The sequence below is a fragment of the Bradyrhizobium sp. 14AA genome (assembly GCF_054185205.1).
Window position 1 is genome coordinate 1 of the sequence record NZ_JAVAYM010000002.1, and the last position, 21,587, is coordinate 21,587.

The 21,587-nt window shown below is 59.3% G+C and carries 17 protein-coding genes and 3 pseudogenes; 11 read left to right on the forward strand and 9 right to left on the reverse strand.

The features are described from left to right. Window positions 1–577 (reverse strand): annotated as a pseudogene (locus RAD15_RS05085) (VWA domain-containing protein); the annotation flags it as partial. 358 nt (window positions 578–935) lie between these two features. On the opposite strand from RAD15_RS05085, the gene RAD15_RS05090 reads away from it, so the two are divergent. The 4 genes from RAD15_RS05090 to RAD15_RS05105 all read left to right on the forward strand — a co-directional run bounded on the left by RAD15_RS05090 (window position 936) and on the right by RAD15_RS05105 (window position 3,827). Beyond that, the gene (locus tag RAD15_RS05090; RefSeq protein ID WP_458176048.1) at window positions 936–1,778 is read left to right on the forward strand and encodes an AAA family ATPase; all 843 of its coding nucleotides are present in this window, start codon (window positions 936–938) and stop codon (window positions 1,776–1,778) included. An 80-nt stretch (window positions 1,779–1,858) separates the two neighbouring features. Next, window positions 1,859–2,446 carry a TetR/AcrR family transcriptional regulator gene (locus RAD15_RS05095; RefSeq protein ID WP_458175055.1) on the forward strand — a complete coding sequence of 196 codons (588 nt, stop codon included), beginning with the start codon at window positions 1,859–1,861 and terminating at the stop codon, window positions 2,444–2,446. Window positions 2,447–2,473: 27 nt separating this feature from the next. Continuing rightward, a complete protein-coding gene (locus tag RAD15_RS05100; protein ID WP_458175057.1) occupies window positions 2,474–3,106 on the forward strand; it encodes a glutathione S-transferase family protein in 633 nt (210 codons plus the stop codon). Between the two features lie 10 nt (window positions 3,107–3,116). Further along, window positions 3,117–3,827, forward strand: coding sequence for an SDR family NAD(P)-dependent oxidoreductase (locus tag RAD15_RS05105; protein ID WP_458175059.1), 711 nt, complete (start codon window positions 3,117–3,119; stop codon window positions 3,825–3,827). A 71-nt stretch (window positions 3,828–3,898) separates the two neighbouring features. Here RAD15_RS05105 and RAD15_RS05110 read toward each other — a convergent pair whose 3' ends face one another. The 3 genes and pseudogenes from RAD15_RS05110 to RAD15_RS05120 all read right to left on the reverse strand — a co-directional run. Beyond that, the gene (locus tag RAD15_RS05110; protein ID WP_458176050.1) at window positions 3,899–4,873 is read right to left on the reverse strand and encodes a LysR family transcriptional regulator; all 975 of its coding nucleotides are present in this window, start codon (window positions 4,871–4,873) and stop codon (window positions 3,899–3,901) included. Window positions 4,874–5,370: 497 nt separating this feature from the next. Then, a complete protein-coding gene (locus RAD15_RS05115) occupies window positions 5,371–6,174 on the reverse strand; it encodes a glutathione S-transferase (RefSeq protein ID WP_458175061.1) in 804 nt (267 codons plus the stop codon). Window positions 6,175–6,473: 299 nt separating this feature from the next. Continuing rightward, window positions 6,474–8,096 (reverse strand): annotated as a pseudogene (locus RAD15_RS05120) (long-chain-fatty-acid--CoA ligase); the annotation flags it as partial. Window positions 8,097–8,302: 206 nt separating this feature from the next. Between RAD15_RS05120 and RAD15_RS05125 the strand changes: the two are divergent. Beyond that, window positions 8,303–8,710, forward strand: coding sequence for a tautomerase family protein (locus tag RAD15_RS05125; protein WP_458175063.1), 408 nt, complete (start codon window positions 8,303–8,305; stop codon window positions 8,708–8,710). 241 nt (window positions 8,711–8,951) lie between these two features. Beyond that, on the forward strand, window positions 8,952–10,049 hold the full coding sequence (locus RAD15_RS05130; RefSeq protein ID WP_458175065.1) for a helix-turn-helix domain-containing protein: 1,098 nt from the start codon (window positions 8,952–8,954) through the stop codon (window positions 10,047–10,049). A gap of 162 nt (window positions 10,050–10,211) precedes the next feature. On the opposite strand, the pseudogene RAD15_RS05135 reads toward RAD15_RS05130, so the two are convergent. Beyond that, window positions 10,212–11,498, reverse strand: a pseudogene (locus RAD15_RS05135) (3-hydroxyacyl-CoA dehydrogenase family protein); the annotation flags it as partial. Window positions 11,499–11,897: 399 nt separating this feature from the next. On the opposite strand from RAD15_RS05135, the gene RAD15_RS05140 reads away from it, so the two are divergent. The 5 genes from RAD15_RS05140 (at window position 11,898) to RAD15_RS05160 (ending at window position 17,517) form a co-directional block, all read left to right on the forward strand. Beyond that, window positions 11,898–13,220, forward strand: a complete 1,323-nt coding sequence (locus RAD15_RS05140) for a 4Fe-4S binding protein (protein WP_458175067.1) — start codon at window positions 11,898–11,900, stop codon at window positions 13,218–13,220. 54 nt (window positions 13,221–13,274) lie between these two features. Beyond that, window positions 13,275–14,519, forward strand: coding sequence for an alpha-hydroxy-acid oxidizing protein (locus RAD15_RS05145; RefSeq protein ID WP_458175069.1), 1,245 nt, complete (start codon window positions 13,275–13,277; stop codon window positions 14,517–14,519). Between the two features lie 243 nt (window positions 14,520–14,762). Beyond that, window positions 14,763–15,764: a fumarylacetoacetate hydrolase family protein gene (locus tag RAD15_RS05150; protein WP_458175071.1), complete on the forward strand. Its 1,002-nt coding sequence runs from the start codon at window positions 14,763–14,765 to the stop codon at window positions 15,762–15,764. Window positions 15,765–15,906: 142 nt separating this feature from the next. After that, window positions 15,907–16,836 (forward strand): crotonase/enoyl-CoA hydratase family protein, encoded by a 930-nt coding sequence (locus RAD15_RS05155; protein WP_458175073.1) that lies wholly within the window; start codon window positions 15,907–15,909, stop codon window positions 16,834–16,836. Next, a complete protein-coding gene (locus tag RAD15_RS05160) occupies window positions 16,837–17,517 on the forward strand; it encodes an nSTAND3 domain-containing NTPase (protein WP_458175075.1) in 681 nt (226 codons plus the stop codon). Between the two features lie 470 nt (window positions 17,518–17,987). On the opposite strand, the gene RAD15_RS05165 is transcribed toward RAD15_RS05160, so the two are convergent. Genes RAD15_RS05165 through RAD15_RS05180 form a run of 4 tightly spaced genes read right to left on the reverse strand, consistent with a single transcriptional unit; the run spans window position 17,988 to window position 21,488 of the window. After that, entirely contained in the window at window positions 17,988–19,262 is a 1,275-nt protein-coding gene (locus tag RAD15_RS05165; protein ID WP_458175077.1) for an NAD(P)/FAD-dependent oxidoreductase, read from the reverse strand. A gap of 21 nt (window positions 19,263–19,283) precedes the next feature. After that, window positions 19,284–20,075: an amino acid ABC transporter ATP-binding protein gene (locus tag RAD15_RS05170; RefSeq protein WP_458175079.1), complete on the reverse strand. Its 792-nt coding sequence runs from the start codon at window positions 20,073–20,075 to the stop codon at window positions 19,284–19,286. Between the two features lie 34 nt (window positions 20,076–20,109). After that, on the reverse strand, window positions 20,110–20,769 hold the full coding sequence (locus RAD15_RS05175) for an amino acid ABC transporter permease (protein WP_280707931.1): 660 nt from the start codon (window positions 20,767–20,769) through the stop codon (window positions 20,110–20,112). A gap of 5 nt (window positions 20,770–20,774) precedes the next feature. Next, entirely contained in the window at window positions 20,775–21,488 is a 714-nt protein-coding gene (locus tag RAD15_RS05180) for an aspartate/glutamate racemase family protein (protein ID WP_458175081.1), read from the reverse strand. Window positions 21,489–21,587 lie beyond the last annotated feature (99 nt).

Sequence of the window (21,587 nt, forward strand, 5' to 3'; positions counted from 1 at the left end):
GCAGGCGGCGCAGCGCCACCTTGATGTTGCGGATGCCGAGCTCGACATTGCCGTCGAGATCCTTGAACTCGCGCTTGTCCCACACCTTCACGGCGCGGTTGTTGCGGTTCTTCTCCTGGCCGATGCGCACGCCCTCGGGATTGTAGCCGTGGGCGCCGAACGGCGAGGTGCCGGCGGTGCCGATCCACTTCGAGCCGCCCTGGTGGCGGCCCTTCTGCTCCTCGAGGCGCTTCTTCAGGGTCTCCATGAGCTTGTCCCAGCCCATGGCCTCGATCTGCTTCTTCTCTTCTTCCGACAGGTATTTTTCGGCGAGCTTCCTCAGCCACTCCTCGGGGATCTCCGCCTTCTCCATGGCGTCGAGCAGGCTTTCCAGCCCCTTGAACACCGTGCCGAAGACGCGGTCGAACTTGTCGAGGTTGCGCTCGTCCTTCACGAGGGACGCGCGAGAGAGATAATAGAAAGTCTCGACCGTGTAGTCCGCGAGGTCGGCGTCGAGCGCCTCCATCAGCGTGAGGTATTCGCGCAGCGTGACGGGGACCTGCGCGTCGCGCAGAGAAGTGAAGAATTGCAGGAACATGATACATGGACCATCCGGTATCCGAGCAAACTATCCCGGATCTAGGCGCGCCCGATCGACAAACGAGAATAAGGACGCGTCATCGGTGAATAGCCTCGCGCATTGATTCTTGCTCTGCCGATGGTCGACCAATCGCTCTGAATGAGTAAGGCACAAAGCACTTGAATCATGGGACTTTAATCGCGTCGAGCTGCGCTCGGGCAGATAACCGCAACTCGTCGACTCTGCATGCGAGTCACTCCAGGAATATACGTGGCTTTTGGGAGCGGCCGAGAGGCCACGGGCTTGATCCGCTTGCAAAACTGTCGCTATTCAGATCATACCTTGCATACCATCCACTCGAACAACTCTGGTGGCCATGAAATTCACTGGGACAAAAAATTACGTCGCAACCGACGATCTCAAAGTGGCCGTCAACGCATCGATCGTGCTGCAGCGTCCCCTCCTCATCAAAGGCGAACCGGGCACCGGCAAGACGGTGCTGGCCGAGGAAGTGGCGAAGGCGCTGAACGCGCCGCTGCTCACCTGGCACATCAAGTCCACCACCAAGGCCCAGCAGGGCCTCTACGAATATGATGCCGTGTCGCGACTGCGCGACAGCCAGCTCGGCGATGCCCGCGTGTCCGACATCAACAACTACATCAAGCGCGGCAAGCTGTGGGAGGCCTTCACGGCCGAGCAGCGCCCGGTGCTCCTGATCGACGAGATCGACAAGGCCGACATCGAATTCCCGAACGACCTCCTGCTCGAGCTCGACCGCATGGAATTCCATGTCTACGAGACCGGCGAGACGATCAAGGCGAAGCAGCGCCCGATCATGATGATCACCTCCAACAACGAGAAGGAGCTGCCGGACGCCTTCCTCCGCCGCTGCTTCTTCCACTATATCAAGTTCCCCGACACCGAGACCATGGGCCGCATCGTCGACGTCCACTTCCCCGGCATCAAGAAGCGCCTGGTGGAAGAGGCGCTGCGTATCTTCTTCGAGGTGCGCGAGGTGCCCGGCCTGAAGAAGAAGCCCTCGACCTCCGAGCTGCTCGACTGGCTGAAGCTCCTGCTCAACGAGGAGATGTCGTCCGAGCAACTGCGCGAACGCGACCCGCGCAAGCTGATCCCGCCGCTGCACGGCGCGCTGCTGAAGAACGAGCAGGACGTGCATTTGTTCGAGCGCCTGGCGTTCCTCGGCAGGCGAGAGGTATAGCCGTTCAAGAATTCAATATTGGCCGTCAGCCGGAGTTCTTGATATGCAGGTCTCCGATTATTCTGACCGGAGTCGATGAGATGGGCCACTCCCAAGCGGACAAAGCGAAAAGTCGGGAGCGTATCCTGGATGCTGCCGCAATCCAGATCCGGGAGCTGGGATTGGACGGCCTCAGCATTGCCGAGCTCATGAAATCGGCAAAGTTGACGCACGGCGGGTTCTACGGGCACTTTGAATCGCGCGATCAGATGATCTCCGATGCTTTGGCAAAAGCTCTCTCGGAAGGCGGCCCGGAATCGGCGCGCGTGGGAAGCGCGAACGGTCCGCGCACTCTCAAGGCGATGCTAAACACCTATCTCAGCAAGGCACATCGAGACGATCGGAGTGTCGGGTGTGCAGTAGCGGCGCTGGCTGGAGACGTTGCGCGAAGCGATCGAAGAACGCGCGACGTCATGACGAGCTATCTCTCCCAGTACTTCGACAAAGTGGCTGACCTGGTGGAAGGCGATAACCCCGATGAATCCGCCATTTCCATCGTCTGCACGATGGTCGGAGCGGTCGCTCTTTCGCGAGTGGCGAGAGATCGTCCGATGTCTGACAAGATATTGCGCGCGGCCCGACAGAGCATTCTCGACCTTGTAGAGTGCCGCGAGGCAACTGAAGAATAGCGGCCCGAAGGGAAGAAAAGGACGACGATGAACCTCTACGATTTCGGACCTGCGGCGAGCGCTCAACGCGTTCGTGTCTTCCTGGCCGAGAAGGGCCTCAAACTACCGACCGAACAACTGAACGTCCGGGAAGGTGCGCAGTTCACCCCCGCGCTCACCGAGAAGAATCCGTTTCATTGCGTCCCCTTCCTGGAATTGGACGACGGCACGGTCATCGCGGAGTCCGTTTCGATTTGCCGCTATCTCGAAGAAATATACCCGCAACCAGCTCTTTTTGGGCGGACGAGCACCGAGCGCGCCGTGGTCGACATGTGGTTGCGGCGGTTCGAATTGGACGGCCTTGTTCCGATGCTGCATGCCGCTCGCAACTCCCTGCCTGTCTTCGCCGGTAGAGTCGTGCCGGGCACCCGGAATGGTCTGCCGCAATTGCCCGCACTGGTCACTCGTGGGCGCGAAATGATGGAGATCTTTCTCGATCGCGTGGAGCCGCACATGTCCAAGAACGCATTCGTCGCCGGCCCCCAGTTCAGCGTCGCAGATATCACCGGCTTCTTCGCCATACGCTCGGCCAACGCGCTGAACATGGATATCGGCGCGCGCTATCCTGCCGTCGCGGCATGGTTTGCCAAAGTTTCGGCGCGCCCGTCCTTTCAGCTCTGAGGAGGCCTATATGACAAATCCCGTTTGCCTCGTCACCGGGGTCGGTCCTGAGCACGGCACTGGCGCGGAGATCGCCAGGCGCTTCAGCGAAGGTGGCTACCGGGTCGCGATGATAGCCCGCAATGCGGAGAACATCCGCAATCTGGCATCGAAGTACGAGGGCGCGCGCGCCTATCCTTGCGATGTGGGAGATCTCAAGGCATTGGTCCAGACGCTCGCCCTGATCAGGACCGAGATGGGTGCTCCCCAAGTCGTCGTTCACAATGCTCTGCGTGCAACGCGGGGAAGCATCCTGGCCATGGACCCTGACGATTTGGAGAAGAACTTCCGGGTCAATACCACCGCGCTGCTCCATCTCTCCCGTGAGACCATTCCGCAGATGCTGGAGGCCGGGAAAGGTGCGATCCTGGTCACCGGGAACACGTCCGCCTTTCGTGGAAAGGCCAACTGGGGCTTCTTCGCTTCAACCAAAGCGGCCCAGCGCATCTTGGCCGAATCGATGGCGCGCGAGTTCGGGCCGAGGGGAATTCATGTCGCCTACTTCATGATCGACGCAGCGATCGACACGCCCCGCACCCGCCCAATCTTGGCGGCGGACAAGCCCGACGATTTCTTCGCAAAACCTGCCGCCATAGCGGAGGAGATGTTTCGGGTCGCCCACCAGGATCGGTCGACTTGGTCATTCCTTGTCGAACTACGCCCGTTCGGGGAGAATTGGTAAGGTAACCGAACTGCCGAGCGCGACGGATCCGATGGTCAAGCTTGCTCCGGCGTCGGTTCCGCGCAGACGAGCTAAGGTGCCAGGGCAATTTGACTGGACCGCGCAACCCGCTGCAATCGCTTCTGAGCGGACTTCTGCCCGACAAACCACGACTTGGTGTCAGTCAGTTCCGCTTCCAGAAAGCGCCAGACCTGCTTGGTCATCTTTCTGAGGTCGCTTTCGCGACGGCGGAGCAGCCATAAATCGAGAATGGCCGTCTCGTCCGGAAGCACACGCACCAAGCCTTCGGCCAAGGCAAACGGCACCGGCAGAAACGCCAAGCCAAGACCTTCCGCCGTCGCAGTGAAATGATTGACGACCGGCATGAGCTTCAAGGTGCTCCGGGCGCTCGCAGCCGAATTGAAGGCCGTCAACAAAGCGATGTGACTGGTGCGTTCGTTGTGAAGCCTGCCGTACTCGGTCATGCTTCCGATCAGTTCATGGTCGACCAGTTCGGTCAGGGACCTCGGTGCACCACGCTCAGCCACATAGCTGTCAGATGCAAACAGACCAAAGGCGATGGTTCCGATGCGGCGGCCGACGAGTTCGCTGTCAACCGGATGTCCTATCCTAATAACCAGGTCGAGATCACTGGTGGCAAGGTTCTGCTGCTCGACCGTGGAATTGATCTCAAGCCGGATCTGAGGATTCAGTGCGCGCAGCTTCTTGACCCGAGGCAGCAGCCAGTGCTTGGTCAGGCCTTCGGTCGCAGAGATCTTGACGGCGGTCGACCGATGGCCGACACGCAGGGACAGGTCCCGGTGAAACTCCTCGAAAGAACGAACCATCTCTTCCGCCGAGCGGAGAAGGTCCTGTCCCTCCTGGGTCAGTTTCACTCCAGACGAAACCCGAAAGAACAGCGGCGCACCGATATTCCGCTCCAACTCCTTCAAGCGCCTGCTAAGAGTCGGCTGGCTCATGCCCAAGTCCCGGGCGGCTCTATTGACGCTTCCGGTCCGCGCCACCGAAAAGAAGAGCCTAAACAGATCCCAATTGGTTTCGGTCAAGCGAGGTTTGTGTTGGCAACTACGAGTTGCCTCTATCCCCGTGTTGCGGGGCTCCGCTCCAGAGAAAGGTCCGCCGCGCGCAGCTTCGCCACCGACCACGTTGTCCATTTCCACCCCTTCGAGACATGTCCGAGCGGAGATAAAATGATGCTCGTCATCTTTATCTCAGGATGATGCTTGTCATGCAGAACGTCAAGCGGGGGATTGAACACAAATCGGTGGGAAGCAACAATTGAACAAATGTTCACTGCATGTTTCCAGGGCTGTGAAGGCTGTTAATAAGCACGCCGGCTGGTTAAATTGAGCTGTCCTTTGCGCACGAGAGCCGAATTCGCCTCTTCCTGGTGAGTTGTTCTGCCCGGCAAGCGTTGTAAGGCCCACTACACCTTCCAGACGAACTGTCTGAGAAATCTCCGACGGCACCCTTAAGTACGACTTCATGACACCGCACCGCGAACGCGGCGAGTTGAGTTGTAGACATACTGCATACCGTCACATCAGGCTGCCGCTACGGACAGTTTATCCACGTATGGCCCAAGGTCCGCAGCGAAATACTCATGCTTCAACAACCGACCGAAGTGTCTCATCATGCGTGGATACTCGTTGCGGACACCACTATGGAGTATTCTGCTTAGGCCCAGCTCCTGCAGCTGACGCGCTCGACAATTTTCGTTCATGAAAAGAGCGAACTCTGTGGCGAAGCAGATATCTGCAAGGGAAATGTTGTCGCCGACCAGCACCCGGCGGGCGGGCCAGAGCGCTTGCTCAAGTCCGGAGGCGTAGATCGAGAAAGCTTCTTGAGCTCTCGCGTGGATTGCCGCGTCCAGTGTCCCGTCTGACAGCGCGAGAAGGTAGATCTGGGCGTCTCGCGCAAAAATCAGACTTACATCCAGGAAGCTGTCGATCCTGGAAGTCTCGTAAGCATCGTGCCCATAGAGCGGGAATTCGGTCTTGCTCAGGCGTGCCACCGCTCGCATGATGCTGTTCGATTCGAAGATGCCAATTTTTCCGCCGGGAGCGAACGCGGCAGGAACGTTGCCGAATGGGTGGGTATTCATGAACGCTTCTGTCTTGAACAAGCGTTCTCCTGTCATCCCTACCCTGCCAGTCCGAGCGAGCGGCGAGTACGCATGCCATTCGTAGGAAGCTACGGGGGCGGCATTGTAATCCCAGAGCCAGCCCTTCAACTCCTTCGCAGGGGCACCTTTAATCTCGATCTCAACTCCTGCAAATCTGCCCGCAATGGTCGCCTTCCAAACTCTCGGGTTCGGCAAATATGAAAAGATGCGAAGGTCAGCCATTGTAAGCCACTCAGATGCGGTCCCCTCGGACGTGTCAGAGGACTAAAGGCCTAGCGGAATTCCCAGCAATCAAAAATCTGCATATCGCCTATTCACCAACGAATAGGCCGGTGCGAACCGCCATAGGCCCGTGCGCGCCACCGCAGGTCCCATCCGACTCGTCGTGGCGCGAAGTGGATTACAGAGGTGCGGTAAACTTGAGCGGATCACATAACGACCTTGCGCAGTGACGGATCTCAACTGTGAAGGTTAGCTCGCCCTGACTTGGACGTTTCACCATCCGACGGCGGCCGCGAGGACGCCGATGCGCTCGGGAGCTGGTGGTCGCGGTAACGCTCACGAAGCTCTGACTTCTTGACCTTTCCCGTCGCCGTATGCGGAATCGAATCCATCACGACGTCATCAGGCATCCACCACTTCGCGATCCTGCCCTCGAGATACGAAAGAATGGCGCTCTTGGACGCTTCCGCACCCGGCTTGATCTGGACTACGAGAAGCGGCCTTTCGCCCCATTTCGGATGTGGGACGGCGATCACCGCAACTTCCTGCACGGCAGGGTGCGCCGCAGCGACATTCTCGATCTCGATCGACGATATCCATTCGCCGCCCGACTTGATCACGTCCTTGGATCGATCGGTTATGCGCATGTATGCGTGCTCGTCGATCGTTGCGACGTCGCCTGTGTCGAAATAGCCCTCCTCGTCCAAAACTTGGTCATCCAAGCCAAAGTACCCTTTGGCGACGCTTGGGCCACGCACCTTCAGTCTTCCGAATGCTTTTCCGTCGCGGGGAAGTTTCGCGCCGAAGTCATCGGTGATCTTCATTTCGACGAGAAACGGCGCAAAGCCCTGGCTTGAAAGCTGGGCAAGCTTCTCAGCGCCGGTCAAGCCTTCGAACGGCGGCTTCAGGTACCCAATTGATCCGACGGGCCCCATCTCGGTCATACCCCAGCCTTGGCGTGCAGCGATCCCCATCCGCTGAAAGCCTTCGATCATTGTGGGCGGAGGCGCCGCCCCACCGATCGTCAAATTTCTAAGCGACGGCAGTCGCAAGTTCTCCGATTCCATATGCTGTTGAAGCATGAGCCAGACCGTCGGCACGCCGGCCGTCGACGTAACGTTCTCGTCGCAGAGCAATTCATATACCGAAGGGCCATCGAGCTTCGCGCCTGGAAAAACGATCTTGCTGCCGACCATTGGCGCCTGGAATACGTAAGCCCAGCTGTTGGCATGAAATAGCGGCACAACCGGAAGCACCGTATCGTTACAGCTTAAACCCATCACGTCTGCTTGGGCAGTCATCAGCGACTGAAGTACGTTTGACCGGTGAGAATACAGCACCCCCTTCGGATTCCCTGTGGTGCCTGACGTATAGCACAGGCCGGCAGCGGTATTCTCGTCAAAGGACTTCCAGGCGAAGTCGCCATCGACGCTATCGATCCAGTCTTCATACGCAATGGCTCCCCGCAAGGATGTGTTCGGCATGTTCTTCCGATCCGTCAATATGACGAAGCGTTCGATGAATTCGAGGTGTCGCGAGAGCTTTTCGAGAAGCGGCACGAATGTGACGTCAGCACAGAGAATTCTGTCCTTTGCGTGATTGATGATCCATTCAATCTGTTCGGGAAACAGCCGGGGATTCACGGTGTGGCAAATGGCGCCGAGCCCCATGATTCCATACCAGAGCTCCATGTGTCGCCAGGTGTTCCAGGCCAATGTCGCGACCCGATCGCCGAGCACGATGCCGTCGCGGTCCAGTCGTTGGGCAACCTTTAGCGCACGTTTTCTGATTTCGCCGTAATTGGTCCGATGGATCGGCCCTTCGATCGACCGCGTCACCACCTCGCGACCGGCATGACAAGCTGCGGCATGATCGATGATCCGCTGACACAGCAAAGGCCAGTCTTGCATCAAGCCCAACATGGAATCCTCCGACCGGTCCTGCCACTTCCGTTCAATCGGACTTGGTCTGTTGCTTCATTTGGAGCATGAGGCGGTCATGCGGCAAAACGAAACATAGGGGTTGGCGCGCAACGTCAACTTTTTGGCGCGCACGGCCATAGAACCCGCTTAGCCGGGACGTGATATTTCCAGGACATCCTAAGAACAGCGCAACGGTGGGAAACGGCATGCCAATCTATACGATCACGAGTGAACGCGGCACGATCAGCTCCGAGCAGAAGTTTGAGCTCGCCGAAGCGCTGGTGGAAATGCACCTACGTATCGCGGGCGGAGCCAGATGGCTCGTCAACGTGGTCTTCCAGGAATCGGAAAGCGTCTTTGTGGGGGGAGCGCCCGCAAAGAGATTACTGATAGCGACAACAATTCGGGAGGGGCGAAACGACGAAGCCAAAGCGTCGCTGCTGGCCGAATACTCATCCCTTGTATCGCGCGTGCTCGATGTCCCCACCTCGGATATCATTGCCGGCCTTGATGAAGTAAATCCGGACAATGTGATGGAGGCCGGATTCATTCTGCCAAAGGTCGGGCAGGAAGAGGCGTGGATGAAGAAGGTTCTAGCCTCCAAGGCGCATTGACGCCGATCGGCGATCGAAAATGGCCGGGTGCCAAGGTTTTGCCGGGGCAAGCTCCGGCCGAATTGAGGACCTCAGACGGGCTCTCCCGGCGGGATCGATACCGTGAAGTATCGCCAAGCCTTCCGGACCCGCTGCGACCGAGGCGTCGCAAAGGAATCCGAAGAGCAGATAAAATGGCTATGGCGATGTGTGTCGAAACATTGATATCATTCGACGGCGCTCCGCAGGGAGAACCGTCGCCTTGGCAGCTCTTACAGTCGCCTCATGCTGGTTTAACGCAATTCTCGACGGCCTTGAACGACAGGGCCTGGAGCGAACCCGACTAACAGTCGGGGTCCGCGGCGTCGCGGACGGCAGATTTCCGGATACGAGCCGCATTGAGCTGTCTCCAACAAGAACCATTTGGGGCCGCGCCCGGCTTCTTTCGGGCGACCCTCTGATCGGAGTCAAGGTCGGCAGCACCTTGCCTATTCACGCCACAAACGTGATCGCGATCATCACGGCGCATAGCCCCACATTTGGCGAGGCAGTTCAGCACCTTTTGCACTATCAGGCGTTACTGAGCGAGGGCGGCCAGTTCACGACGCAATCCACGGGAGGATCTGTTCGGCTGCAGTATAAGCCCAACTGGGACGCCGTATCGATGGATGTGCTCCACACCGATGCGATCATCGCCTGTTTCGTCGCCAGCGGTCCGAGGCCCACGCTTGTCCGGCTTGTTGGGCGGCCAGATGCCGATCAGGTATCGTTTGCTCAGATCTTGAAATGCGACGTCTGCTTTGGCGCCCGATACGCTTCCATCGATTACGATGCCAAGGCGCTGAATGCGATCAGATCCGGAGCGGATCGATCCTTGTGCGACATCAATATCGCGTACGCCGAGACTTTGTTGGGTACTCTCCGAAGAATGGATGCCCTTTGCCAAAGGGTACAGGCAGCGATCGCAAAGCTCGGTCCGGGTGCAGCCAATATCGAGTCCGTCGCCAGCGAAGTCGGCTGTTCACCGCGCACGCTCCAGCGCCGTTTGCGTTCAGCCGGCACGAGCTTCTCTGAACTTTTCGAGGCCTACCGGATGGCGGAGGCCTTGATCATGCTCTCCGAGACAGATGTCGGCCTCTCTCGTATCGGTCACCTGCTTGGCTACTCGGAAGCGAGTACATTCTCCCGCGCCGTTTCGCAGTGGTACGGACTATCGCCCCGCCAGATCAGGAAACAGCGGAACAGTGATATAGTTCGAATTCACGAGACGAACCAACCGCCTTCCCGCACGACGAGCAACGCCATTCGGATGTCTCGGACAAGGGGCGTCAAACGGCCGAGCTTCGTGTTTACCGTTTGATTTGCTCGCTCCGTCCCCCGCAACGAAACAGCCGGTCTTTCGATAATCCAAGGCAGCCTAGCGGAAGACATTCCCTCACATCCGACAATGAACGGGCTGTTCCGTCAACGGGGCACCGGATTGGCCGTTGTCCCGCCACGATGGGAAGGGATATCGACGTAGCTATGCCGCGGCCGCCTTTTTTGGGGTGAAGCGACCGTAGAATGTCTCGCCTCTAGCGGCCATTTCGATCAAGAGCCTTGGCGGAGTAAAGCGCGAACCATATTTCTTCTCCAGCTTCAGACACAGTTCGACGAACTTCTTCGCACCCATAAAGTCGATGTAGGACAGCGTGCCCCCGGTGAAGGGCGGGAACCCGAATCCAAGAATCGAGCCGACATCGGCCTCTCGCGGATCAGTGATGACACCATCCTCCACGGTGCGCGCAGCTTCCACCGCCTGGACCGCGAGAAACCGCTGTTTCAACTCCTCGACGTCGAGCGTATCCGGATCGAGAAGCTTGGGCTGCAGCACGGTCAACTCCGGCCATAGCTTCTTCTGTCCCTTGCCCTTCTCCGGATAATCATAAAAGCCCTTGCCATTCTTCCGGCCGAGGCGTCCGCGCTTTTCCACCATCTCGACCAGCAACTTCTTGTGATCCTGGTTGATCGCCTGCGTGCCGATATCGGCTTCGGTAGCCCTCAAGATCTTCAGCCCAAGATCGAGAGCAGTTTCATCACTGAGCGAGAGTGGACCGACCGGCATGCCGGCCATCTTGGCGACGTTCTCGATCATGGCAGGCGGCACGCCGTCCAGCAGCATCTGGTACCCTTCGAAGATGAAGAGCATCACGCAACGGTTGGCGTAGAAGCCCCGCGAGTCATTGACGACGATCGGCGTCTTCTTGATTTGTCGCACGTAGTCCAGGGCGGTGGCCAGCGCAACGTCGCCGGTGTCCTCTCCAACGATGATCTCCGACAACATCATCTTCTCGACTGGAGAGAAGAAGTGGATTCCGATGAACCTTGACGGATCCTTGAACTCCTCGGCCAGCGAATTGATCGGCAGCGTGGAGGTATTCGTCGCGAAGATCGCGCCGTCCTTCAGAAGCGGCTGCGCTTTGGCGTAGGTCTCTGCCTTGACTTTCCGATCCTCGAACACGGCCTCGATCACCAGGTCGCAATCGCTTATCGCATTGTAGTCTGCGGTGGCGGTAATGCGCGACAGGATGGCATCACCTTCGGCTTGATTCATGCGACCCTTGGAAACCGCCGCATCGGCGTTCGCCCGGGCGTGGTCCTTGCCCCTGTCCGCCGAGGCCTGGTCGCGATCGATCAGCACCACATCGATGCCGGCCTGAGCCGAAATATAACCGACGCCGGCGCCCATGAAACCTGCACCGATGACCGCAAGCTTCCTCACCTTGGTCGACGGCACGTTCTGCGGACGGCGCGCGCCCTTATCCACGTCGCCAATGTGCCTATCGATGCCGCGATCGGCTGGACCCAGGAGGACGGGAGGCGCGCCCACCGCCTGGTCGGAACGACTGTCGACGACAACATGGCCGACCCCGATCGTATCGCTGAAACCTATCTGCACCTGCATCGCCAACATCGCTCGACCTGGGCCTTCGAAGTGGTTCTCAGGCCTTGGGTGGAGAAGTGGTGAGCATTGCGCATATAGGCGCTTGTGCCCGGACCAACGCCCAATTCTCCGCTGAATAACGCCTAGCCGATTTTGGCCGCAGCGCACCGTGGTAAGCGTACGCTACTGATATGGCTCTGGACTTGCGGGCGGCAAAACCTGCCGCCGAGCGCTTCAAGACAGGGTGGGAAGCGATGACGAGCCAATTTATCGAGGGGGATCGCCTTGAGCCTTGAAGATCATCCCACGGTGAAGAGCGTCCGCTCCCGCGGCCGGCAAGTTGCCGACACCCCCGTTTCCGCGAACCTGATCAAGCAAATCGCGCGCGACTGCGGCGCTGATGATGCAGGCATCATCGAGATCGGTCGCGCCGCGATCGCACCTCAGGTCAAGGTCATCCGGAAGGTCTACGGCCGCACGCGGTCCTTGCTCGCGATCGCGTGCAGCATGAATCGTGAGCCGGTCCGTTCCCCAGCCCGTTCGGTCGCCAACGAGGAATTCCACGGCACCTATGATCATGCCAACGAGACTGCGCGGGCGATCGTCCGCGCGCTGGAAGAGCACGGCATTCAGGCCTGCAACTCGGTGTCCGCCTTTCCAATGGAGATGGATCTGCCACGGGTCATGATGGTCCAGCACAAGCCGGTCGCCGTGGAGGCTGGGCTCGGTCGCATGGGAATCCATCGCAGCATCATCCATCCGAAGTTCGGAAGCTTCATGGTGCTCGGCACGATTCTGCTCGGACGGGAGGTCGACGCCTATGACCAGTCGATCGACTACAATCCGTGCCTGGAATGCAAATTGTGCGTCGCCGCCTGTCCGGTCGGGGCCATCAAACCGGACGGCGCCTTCGATTTCCTGTCCTGCCAGACCCACAACTATCACGACTTTCTCGGCAACTTCGCGCAATGGGTCGAGACCGTCGCCGATTCGAAGGATGCCAAGGACTATCGCTCACGCGTGCCCCGCACCGAGACGCTGAACATCTGGCAGTCGCTCTCGTTCAAACCGGGCTACAAGGCCGCCTATTGCATCGCAGCCTGTCCGGCCGGCGAAGATGTTATCGGGCCCTTCCTGGAGAACCGCGACGCCCACTTCGCGGAGGTGGTCAAGCCGCTGATCGACAAAGACGAGTTCGTCTACGTGATCCGGGACACCGATGCCGAGGACACGGTCACACGGCGCTTCCCTCACAAAAAGGTCCAGTATGTCACTTCGGGCCGCCATAGCGTCAACGTTCAGGGCTACCTCTTCTCCCTGTCGCTTGGTTTCCAGCGCGGCAGGGCCAAGGGGTTGGACCTCGTGACACATCTCAGCTTCACGGGAACAACGACGCTCGATGCGACGGTCATCATCAAGGACCGGAAGCTGGAGATCGTGTCAGGCAGCCATGTTGGTGAAGCGGGATTGAAGCTCACGGCGGATTCCGAGGCATGGTTGAGCGTGGTCAACCGCGACCTCGATTTGGCCGAAGCGATCGCCTCCAAGCTGGTGAGCGCGAGCGATGAAAAGCTGTTTGCAGCGTTCATGCGCTGCTTCCCGATGTGAACGTATCGGCAAGAACACGAGACTTGAATTGATTGCGTCTGCGCAGGATTGAGCATGATTTCTCGTCGGAATCTGCTTTTTGGCATTGGCGGAGCGGCCGTCGGAGGGGCGCTTGCTAGCTCGCTTGGTGAAGCGAGGTTTTTCGACTATGGTGACACTCCGGTAAACGTCTTCGACTATCGCGAGTTGGCGAGATTACGTTTGCCGAAGATTGTTTTTGACTACCTCGAGGGCGGTGCGGGTGGCGAATGGTCCCTGTCGCACAACAGAGCGATTTTCGAACGCCTCGCTTTCCGTCCAAAACGGCTGCTCGACATCAGCAAACGCGACATGTCGACCGTTTTGTTTGGACAGAAGTATGCTGCACCGATCGTGATTGCCCCGACCGGCCTGAATGGCGCATTCTGGCCCAACGGGGACATTGCGTTGGCGCGAGCCGCCGAGAAGGCCAACATTCCCTTTGCGTTGTCGACCGCTTCAACAGCGTCGATTGAGGACGTGGCGCAAAATGTGGGCGGGGACAAGTGGTTCCAGCTCTATGTGTTGAACAAGGCGTTGTCGCAACAATTGGTCGAGCGGGCCAAGACAGCAGGCTACTCCAAGCTCATTCTCACGACCGACCTTGGAGTTGACGGGCTCAGAGAGCGCGACAATCGCAATGGCTTCAAATTGCCACTGAATTACTCGTCGAGCTTGCTCGTCGATGGCCTGACGCATCCGAGCTGGGCACTCGACTTTGCAAAGTACGGCATGCCAAAGGTGGCGAACTTTACCAGACGTGACGCTTCAGACACGGCAAGCCAGGCCGGGCAAATGAGACGAGGCCTGGACGCGACCTTCAGCTGGCAAGATCTGAAGTGGCTGCGCTCCATCTGGCCTCATCAGCTATTGGTCAAGGGCGTGTTGCGGCCGGACGATGCCGTGCGATGCATCGCTGAGGGCGCAGACGGCGTCATCCTGTCAAATCACGGCGGTCGGCAGCTGGGGGACGCGATCTCCCCGCTTCAAGTCTTGGCTGAAACACGAAGCAAGATCACACAACCAATCCTCATCGACAGCGGTTTCCGCCGCGGCGCGGACATCGTGAAGGCGCTTGCTCTTGGAGCAAACGCGGTTCAACTTGGTCGCGCGACACTCTACGGGTTGGCGGCTCGGGGCGAAACTGGCGTCACGGACGTGCTCAATATGATGTTCGCAGAGATCGACAACACCATGGCACAGATTGGTTGTTCCTCGATTGCGGAGCTCAACACCGATTGCATCACTGAAGATCGATTACCCCTGGCCGCTCGCTCCTGACTGGACGATCACGGCGGATGTTCTGCCGCCATGTCCGCCCGCAGCATAACGTTCGGCCGGCGCGTGGCGCTTAGACCGGAACCATTCTCCGATGAATAACGCCTAGCCGAATTAGCCGGCGCGCACGCCATACGCCTGGCCTATTGTTCTCATGACAAAGGCTGAGCGCCACAACGAAAACAACTTCAGTCGCTTCACCGACAATACACCAGGGAGATTATCATGCACTCACGACGGAAGCTGATGAAGGCCGGCCTTGCCGCGGCCGCGCTTGCCACCACCAAGCTCAGTGCGCAGGCCGCGGGGGACCCGGCATCGCGGAGCAGCGGGAGCGACGAGCTGCCTCGCAAGCTCACTGTCTTGTCGATACGCCAGGAGGACGGGCGCGAAACCATGGGCGTGAAGACCGCCGCCGGCGTGCTCGACGTGGCCGCCGCGACCAAGCTCCTCGGATTATCGGCGCCGCTCACGTTGGAGGCCCTCCTCGTCAACGGCGGCAATGCGGAGCTGAACACGCTCATTGAGGCTGCTCTCAAGGCGCCCAACGCCAAAGATGCATTCCTTGACGAATCCAAGATCAAGTTCGGACGTCTATTCATCAAGCCCGGAAAGATCGTCTGTCTCGGCCTAAATTACCGGGAGCACGTCGAGGAAACGGGCCAGAAACTCCCTCCTCTGCCCATCCTATTCAACAAGTACAACAACTCGCTTGCGCCGCACATGGCGACGGTCCAGCTTCCGCCCCGCGACGTCTGCTACAAGTTCGACTATGAGACCGAACTGGTCGTCGTGATGGGCCGCAAGGCGAGCAACGTGCGCGCTGAGGATGCTCTCTCATACGTTGCCGGATACGCCGTGGGCAACGACTTTACATCAAGAGATCTGCAGCTCGAGGTCCCCGGCGGCCAGTGGATGGTCGGCAAGACGCTTGATGATTTCGCCCCAATCGGCCCCTACTTCGTTTCCGCCGATCAGATCGATCCCAACAATCTGGACCTCGAGACTCGCGTGAATGGGGAAGTGCGACAATCGTCGAACACGACGAAACTCATCTTCAATCCTCAGAAGATCATCGCTTACGCCTCCCGGCTCTTCGCTCTCGAACCGGGGGACATCATCTTCACCGGAACGCCCTCTGGCGTGATCGCAGGTTATCCCAAGGAGAAGCAAATCTGGTTGAAAGCCGGCGACAAGATCGAAAGCACGATCCAGAGACTTGGGACGCTATCGTTCACACTCGCCTGACTGCGCTCGCCGATCATGAGATGAGTGTCCATTGAGCGATTGAGGCGAACCCCAATATCGGTCCGTGCAGCCAGGTTCGTCAGAGCACTAGGCACTCATCCCAATTCCAGCACATACCCTCGCTTCTCGGAGAGAGATCAAGATGTTTCGTTTCGACAGAGTGATAGTCTCGCTTGCGGTCGTCCTGCTTTGGCTGCCGCCCTTGCACGCGCAACAGACCGGAGGCGCGCCGTCCACGTCAGCACAAAATGATCAGACGGCTCGTATGGCCGAAATTCCATACAGCCCTCAGACGAAGATCACGATCGAACGCCAGGGACAGGTCGTATTGATTGGCATCAACCGGCCCTACATCGACAACCGCATCGACCCGGAGGCGCTGGAAGGACTGGCGAGAGCATACTACGACTATGATCAGGACGCCTCGCTTCGTGCCGCCGTACTGTTCGGCCATGGCGATCGCTTCTCCAAAGGCATCGATGTAGATGCCACCAAATCGTTCACCCAGTCGGGTCGGAAGCTTCTGGATGGACCGCGCTTCATCGACCCGACCGGTCGGGGCAAGCCAAGGCTTACGAAGCCACTGGTCATTGCCGTCCATGGCGACACCTGGAACTTGGCCCATGAACTCTTCCTTGCTGCCGACATACGCGTCGCTTCGGAAGACACCGAGTTCGGCCAGGATGAAAATACGCATGGTCGATTTCCTGGAGGCGGCGCCACGATCCGCTTTCCCAGAGAAGCCGGTTGGGGAAACGCCATGCGATACATTCTGACGGGCGACCATTGGGGTGCGAAAGAAGCCTTCCGGATGGGAACCGTTCAAGTCTTGGCCCCCAACCGGGAGGCGGCACTCACGAAGGCAATCGAAATTGCAAACAAGATCGCTGCGTCCGCTCCGCTCGGCACCAAAGCCTCTCTGGCCAGCTCCCGCATGGCACTGGAAGAATCGGAGAGTGCGGCAATGGCGAAGCTCGGCGAACAATATTTCGCACTGCTCAAGACCCGAGATTTCCAGGAAGGCCGGGATGCCGAAGCTGAAAAGCGTCGACCGGTCTACGAAGGACGCTGATTGGATACGCGCGCACTTGCCGCCAAGGACTCCGACCTTGCACGCTTCATCAAGAGGGTTCGCACGTCGTCAAACGCCCGGTTCGTGCTGACCACGCGGGCGCCCATCTTCGAGGAGGCGCGGCGGGTCAAGCTGCTGCTCGAACTTTCCGACCAGCAGGACGATTACGCGTTGGACGATCGGCCTTCGTTGGTCAATCGTCTCGAGGAAGGTCTGACCGAAATGCTTGGCGGCCACATGATGCCGGACGACCTAGAGAGCATATGGGATGAGATCGCCGCGAGACGAACGTCTTTCAGCCCACGCGTGGCCGACGCCGCCATGGACGCGATCGCAGACCATATTCGGGATGTTCAATCGTTCGTCGAGGGTCTCGATTCGGAATCGGAACTCAGGGACCATATCAAGACGATCGAACGCGTCGGCCGCCGTTTCGCGATCCCGGACGACGAACTGAAGAGGGCGATCAGCGTGGTCCACGAACGCATTGCGGAAATCGGTGAGGAGGCCGAAACCGCGCCTTCTCCGTCACGATCATCGATGCCGACGCCGGAGCGTGAGAGCTTTGATGACAGGGATCTGGCCAATTTGTTTGCACCCGCTGGTCCACGGTCTCGAGTGACGGATCCGCCCGGCGCATGCGAAGAAGGCGGGTCAAATCGCCGTCAGCGCCCAGCCTGAACACAGTCCAAGGACTCTATTACAGTCACCAGCCAGAGCCAGTATCTCCCGCAATCAATGGTGAGCGCTTTTGCGCGGCAAGCTGCTCCGGCAATCTAATCCTTGCAACGACGGAAAATTGACCGCCAAGCTGTGGAAAAGAATACGACTGCCTCATCTGCATGACCCAGGCGTGACCCAAGCCAAAGCGGCCGATCGACTCTTGCGAAACCGCCTCTTAAGACATTGTTTTGTCTGCAATTTTGGTGGGCGCACCAGGGCTCGAACCTGGGACCCGCTGATTAAGAGACATCCCACGGTCATTGATTTCTCAAGAGAATTTTTCCAACTAAGTCAAAATCCCTTCATTAGAGATCAATGGCTTACAGCGAAACATCCAACCGCCGAGGGTGCGTCGCGGTTGGGGGACACACGATGACATAACTGCCGCGTGGCTTCATACCGCCCCGAATGCCAAATTGTCTGCTTGATCAGCCAAATCGCGATATGGCGAAGGGCGGAAGGTCGATAGGCGCTTCCCTGCCGCAAATGAGATCCGCGATGATCCGACCCGTGATCGGACCCGACGCAAGACCGATATGTCCGTGGCCAAATGCGTGGAAGATATCAGGTGACGCGGGGGACGCCCCAATGACCGGACGACCGTCCGGCGTCGAAGGGCGATGACCCATCCAGCGTGCGATCGTAAGGCGCTCGAGCGGCCCGAGACCGGGATAGGTCTTCAGGGCGTGTTGAACCAGAATATCGACGCGGGCCCAATCCGGCTCGGCGTCGACATGCGCAAGCTCGACCTGTCCCGAGAGCCGGAGGCCAGCAGCCGTTGGCGTGTTGGCCATTCTTCCATCGCTCGGCATGATAGGAAGCCGCGGGCCGGCTCGAGGGGACGCGATCACGCCGTGGTAGCCCCGCTCGCTGGCAAGCGAGACGTGATCGCCAGCGGCTCGCGCGAGCGCCTTGGAGTAGATGCCGGCGCAGATTACGGCACGATCGCAGTCGATCCGGCCGTGGTCGGTCGTCACCGCCTCAAGACGGCCCTTGGTCACGACAAAGCCGTTTGCGCTCGCCTTGCGAAGAACGGCACCTCGAGCGCACACGGCTTTCACGATAGCAGCCACATAGGCGCCTGGGTCGGTGCAATGCGCGCCTTCTTCAACAAGAGCGGCAAACCGGTAGCCGGGACTCAGATCCGGTTCGCGCCGCCGCAGTTCCCCGGCATCGAGCTCGGTCCATCGCACTCCATTCTCGCTTCGAAGCCGCCACGCGAAGGCTTCTTCCTCGAACGCCTCCCGATTGCGATAGGCATAGAGCAGGCCGGACCGGCGTATATAGTCGGGCCTGCCGATCTCCTCCGCCAGGACGGCATGGCGCTGTGGACCATCATTCAGGATCGATGCGAGCACACGCGCTGTGCGCTCGACTTTCTGGACAGTCCACCCCGCCGCGAGGAACCGCAATAGCCAAGGTGCCAGTGAAGGCAGGGCCGTCCAACGCAGCACCAGCGGTCCGTTGGGGTCGAGCAGAAAGCCGGGCACCTTGCGCCAGAGACCTGGCATCGACATCGGCACGATCGAGGCGGGACTAATCCAGGCGCCGTTTCCATAGCTCGCCGCTTGCGGACCGCCGGGCTCGCTCGGCTCGATCAGCGTGACAGAGTGTCCGTCCTTGATCAGCTCCCAGGCCGTCGCAGCTCCGACGATGCCGGCGCCGATCACCGCGATGCGCAACGGCTTCTTGTCCTGTTCCATTCCTGATCCGGCCGCGGCTCGTCACCCGTTGTCCGTAGCCGCCGGCAAGCGGCCGCTATGGAAATGACTGAGGAAGGCGCGTGTCGCCGGCTGCTGCGGTGTATCGATGACCTGTCGCGCCGGCCCCTCCTCCACCACGACACCATCACGCATGAAGACCACGGTGTCGGCGACCTCCCGCGCGAATGCCATCTCATGCGTCACGAGCACCATGGTCATCCCTTCCGCCGCGAGTCGGCGGACCACCGCGAGGACCTCTCCGACCAACTCGGGATCGAGCGCCGAGGTCGCTTCGTCGAACAGCATGACCTCCGGCTCCATCGCCAGGGCGCGCGCGATCGCCACGCGCTGCTTCTGGCCCCCGGACAACTTGTCAGGCGCTACGTCCGCTTTGTCCTTCAACCCCACTTTGTCCAGCAACCCGAGTGCCCTTTCGCGCGCGATGGCTGGTTGAACCTTGAGCACCGTCACCGGTCCTTCCATCACGTTCTGTATCGTCGACATGTGCGGAAACAGATTGAAATTCTGGAACACCATGCCGGTCCGCGCGCGGAATGCCGAAAGCTCCTTGTCGCCTGGAAGCTTGTGCCCATTGGTGAAGTCCATGCTGCTTTGACCAACCCGGATGACACCGCTGTCCGGGAGGGTCAGCAGATTGAGGCACCTGAGCAACGTGGACTTGCCTGAGCCGCTGGGACCGATCAGAGCCATGACACCCCCGCGGGGGACACGAAGAGAGATGTCCTTGAGCACGCTCAAGGCCCCGAACGACTTCTTCACCTGAATGAGCTCGATCATCGCGGAATCAGACACGGCAGCATTCTCCTGTCGTTGGTAGCGCCATGCTTCAATGCGCAAACCGCGCCTCGAGAACGCGTGCGAAACGAGTCATGGGGAATAGAATGATGAAGTAGATCACGGCGATCATGGTGTACGTTTCCAGCGGCCGGTAGGTCGCCGAGGTGATGAGTTGCCCCTGGTAGAGCAGGTCCGGCACCGCCAGCACGGATAGGAGCGAGGTGTTTTTCAGTTGCAGCACGGCCTGGTTGACCAGAGGCGGGATCATCCGTTTCAACGCTTGTGGCATCACGATTCGCTTCATCAGGTCGAAGCGGCGCATTCCGAGCGCGCGGCCGGCGTCCCACTGCCCCGCATCGATCGACACGATCCCGCCGCGAATGATCTCCGAATAGAAGGCTCCCCCGTAAAAACTGAGCGCGATGAAGGCCGCAACTGCGGGCGAGAGTTCGACACCAATCAGCACCGGAAGCGCGTAATAGATCCACACCAATTGAACCAACACCGGCGTGCAGCGAAAGACCTCGACCAGCATCACGAGCGGAGCCGAAATAAATCTCAGGTTAGATAAGCTCGCGATCGCCACCACGCATCCGACAACAAATCCGGCTCCAGCAGTCAGGATCGTAAAACCAATCGTATAGGCGGCGCCGACACCGATGATCCTGCTGTACTGCAAAAGAAACCCAAAATTCCAGTCGTAATGCATCGGACCTATTCCTTGCCAATCGATTGCGAATAGCCGGTCTGGGTCAGCCCCGAATGAAACCAGCGCCCGAGCGTAATGATGTCGTAGACGGGAAGCCCGAACCCACGAGACACGTCATCCGAGAACGGCGGAAGATTTGTGCATTCGAAAACGATCGCGCCGATGTTTGGATTTTCGGAGAGCAGCGCGCGAACGGCCGCATGCACATCGCGCCGCAGCCCGTCGCGATCATAGGACCGGCCGCCCTCGATGTGAGCACGCAAGCTGCCGTTCGGCGGCAGCCCGACGCGCGGCGTCCCCGGATCGGCGCCGACTTCAACGAAGTGCCTGTCCGTCAACGCCTTCGCATCGTAGGTGATGACGCCGGCGCGGCGGCCGGCCGTAAGGCAACGCTCGACCATGGGCAGTTGCAGAAGGCTCGACGTTGCGAGCGGAAGCTTCATCCGCGCGGAAAGCTCGCGCTGGCGCGACGCCAGAAAGCCGCATGACGTTGTCAGACCGATCGCCCCCTGCGCATGCAGCGCGTCGCCGGCTGCGACGAATGCTTCGATCAGATCGGCGTCATTGCCATCCACGATCTTCCGCGCGGACGCGCCCGGGACGGTCCTGAAGATGACCTCGAACGGCCAACTGGCGGGATGACCCACATCTCCCGGCGGCCGGTCGATCGCTATATCAAGCATGATGATGCCCAGTGGAGGACGTCGTTCATGTTGCATCAATCAAGTGTCCTCTCGCGCCGGAGGCTGATTGGTTCAAAACTCAACAGCTTCCTGATACAAAGCTGCCCGCGTCAACGGAGACGCGGGCAGCCCGGT

What these genes read in the sequence shown, in the direction of transcription:
- RAD15_RS05090 (WP_458176048.1), top strand. Translation starts at nt 936, where the DNA reads ATGAAATTCACTGGGACAAAAAATTACGTCGCAACCGACGATCTCAAA.
- RAD15_RS05095 (WP_458175055.1), top strand. Translation starts at nt 1,859, where the DNA reads ATGGGCCACTCCCAAGCGGACAAAGCGAAAAGTCGGGAGCGTATCCTG.
- RAD15_RS05100 (WP_458175057.1), top strand. Translation starts at nt 2,474, where the DNA reads ATGAACCTCTACGATTTCGGACCTGCGGCGAGCGCTCAACGCGTTCGT.
- RAD15_RS05105 (WP_458175059.1), top strand. Translation starts at nt 3,117, where the DNA reads ATGACAAATCCCGTTTGCCTCGTCACCGGGGTCGGTCCTGAGCACGGC.
- RAD15_RS05115 (WP_458175061.1), bottom strand. Translation starts at nt 6,174, where the DNA reads ATGGCTGACCTTCGCATCTTTTCATATTTGCCGAACCCGAGAGTTTGG.
- RAD15_RS05125 (WP_458175063.1), top strand. Translation starts at nt 8,303, where the DNA reads ATGCCAATCTATACGATCACGAGTGAACGCGGCACGATCAGCTCCGAG.
- RAD15_RS05145 (WP_458175069.1), top strand. Translation starts at nt 13,275, where the DNA reads ATGATTTCTCGTCGGAATCTGCTTTTTGGCATTGGCGGAGCGGCCGTC.
- RAD15_RS05150 (WP_458175071.1), top strand. Translation starts at nt 14,763, where the DNA reads ATGAAGGCCGGCCTTGCCGCGGCCGCGCTTGCCACCACCAAGCTCAGT.
- RAD15_RS05155 (WP_458175073.1), top strand. Translation starts at nt 15,907, where the DNA reads ATGTTTCGTTTCGACAGAGTGATAGTCTCGCTTGCGGTCGTCCTGCTT.
- RAD15_RS05165 (WP_458175077.1), bottom strand. Translation starts at nt 19,262, where the DNA reads ATGGAACAGGACAAGAAGCCGTTGCGCATCGCGGTGATCGGCGCCGGC.
- RAD15_RS05175 (WP_280707931.1), bottom strand. Translation starts at nt 20,769, where the DNA reads ATGCATTACGACTGGAATTTTGGGTTTCTTTTGCAGTACAGCAGGATC.
- RAD15_RS05180 (WP_458175081.1), bottom strand. Translation starts at nt 21,488, where the DNA reads ATGCAACATGAACGACGTCCTCCACTGGGCATCATCATGCTTGATATA.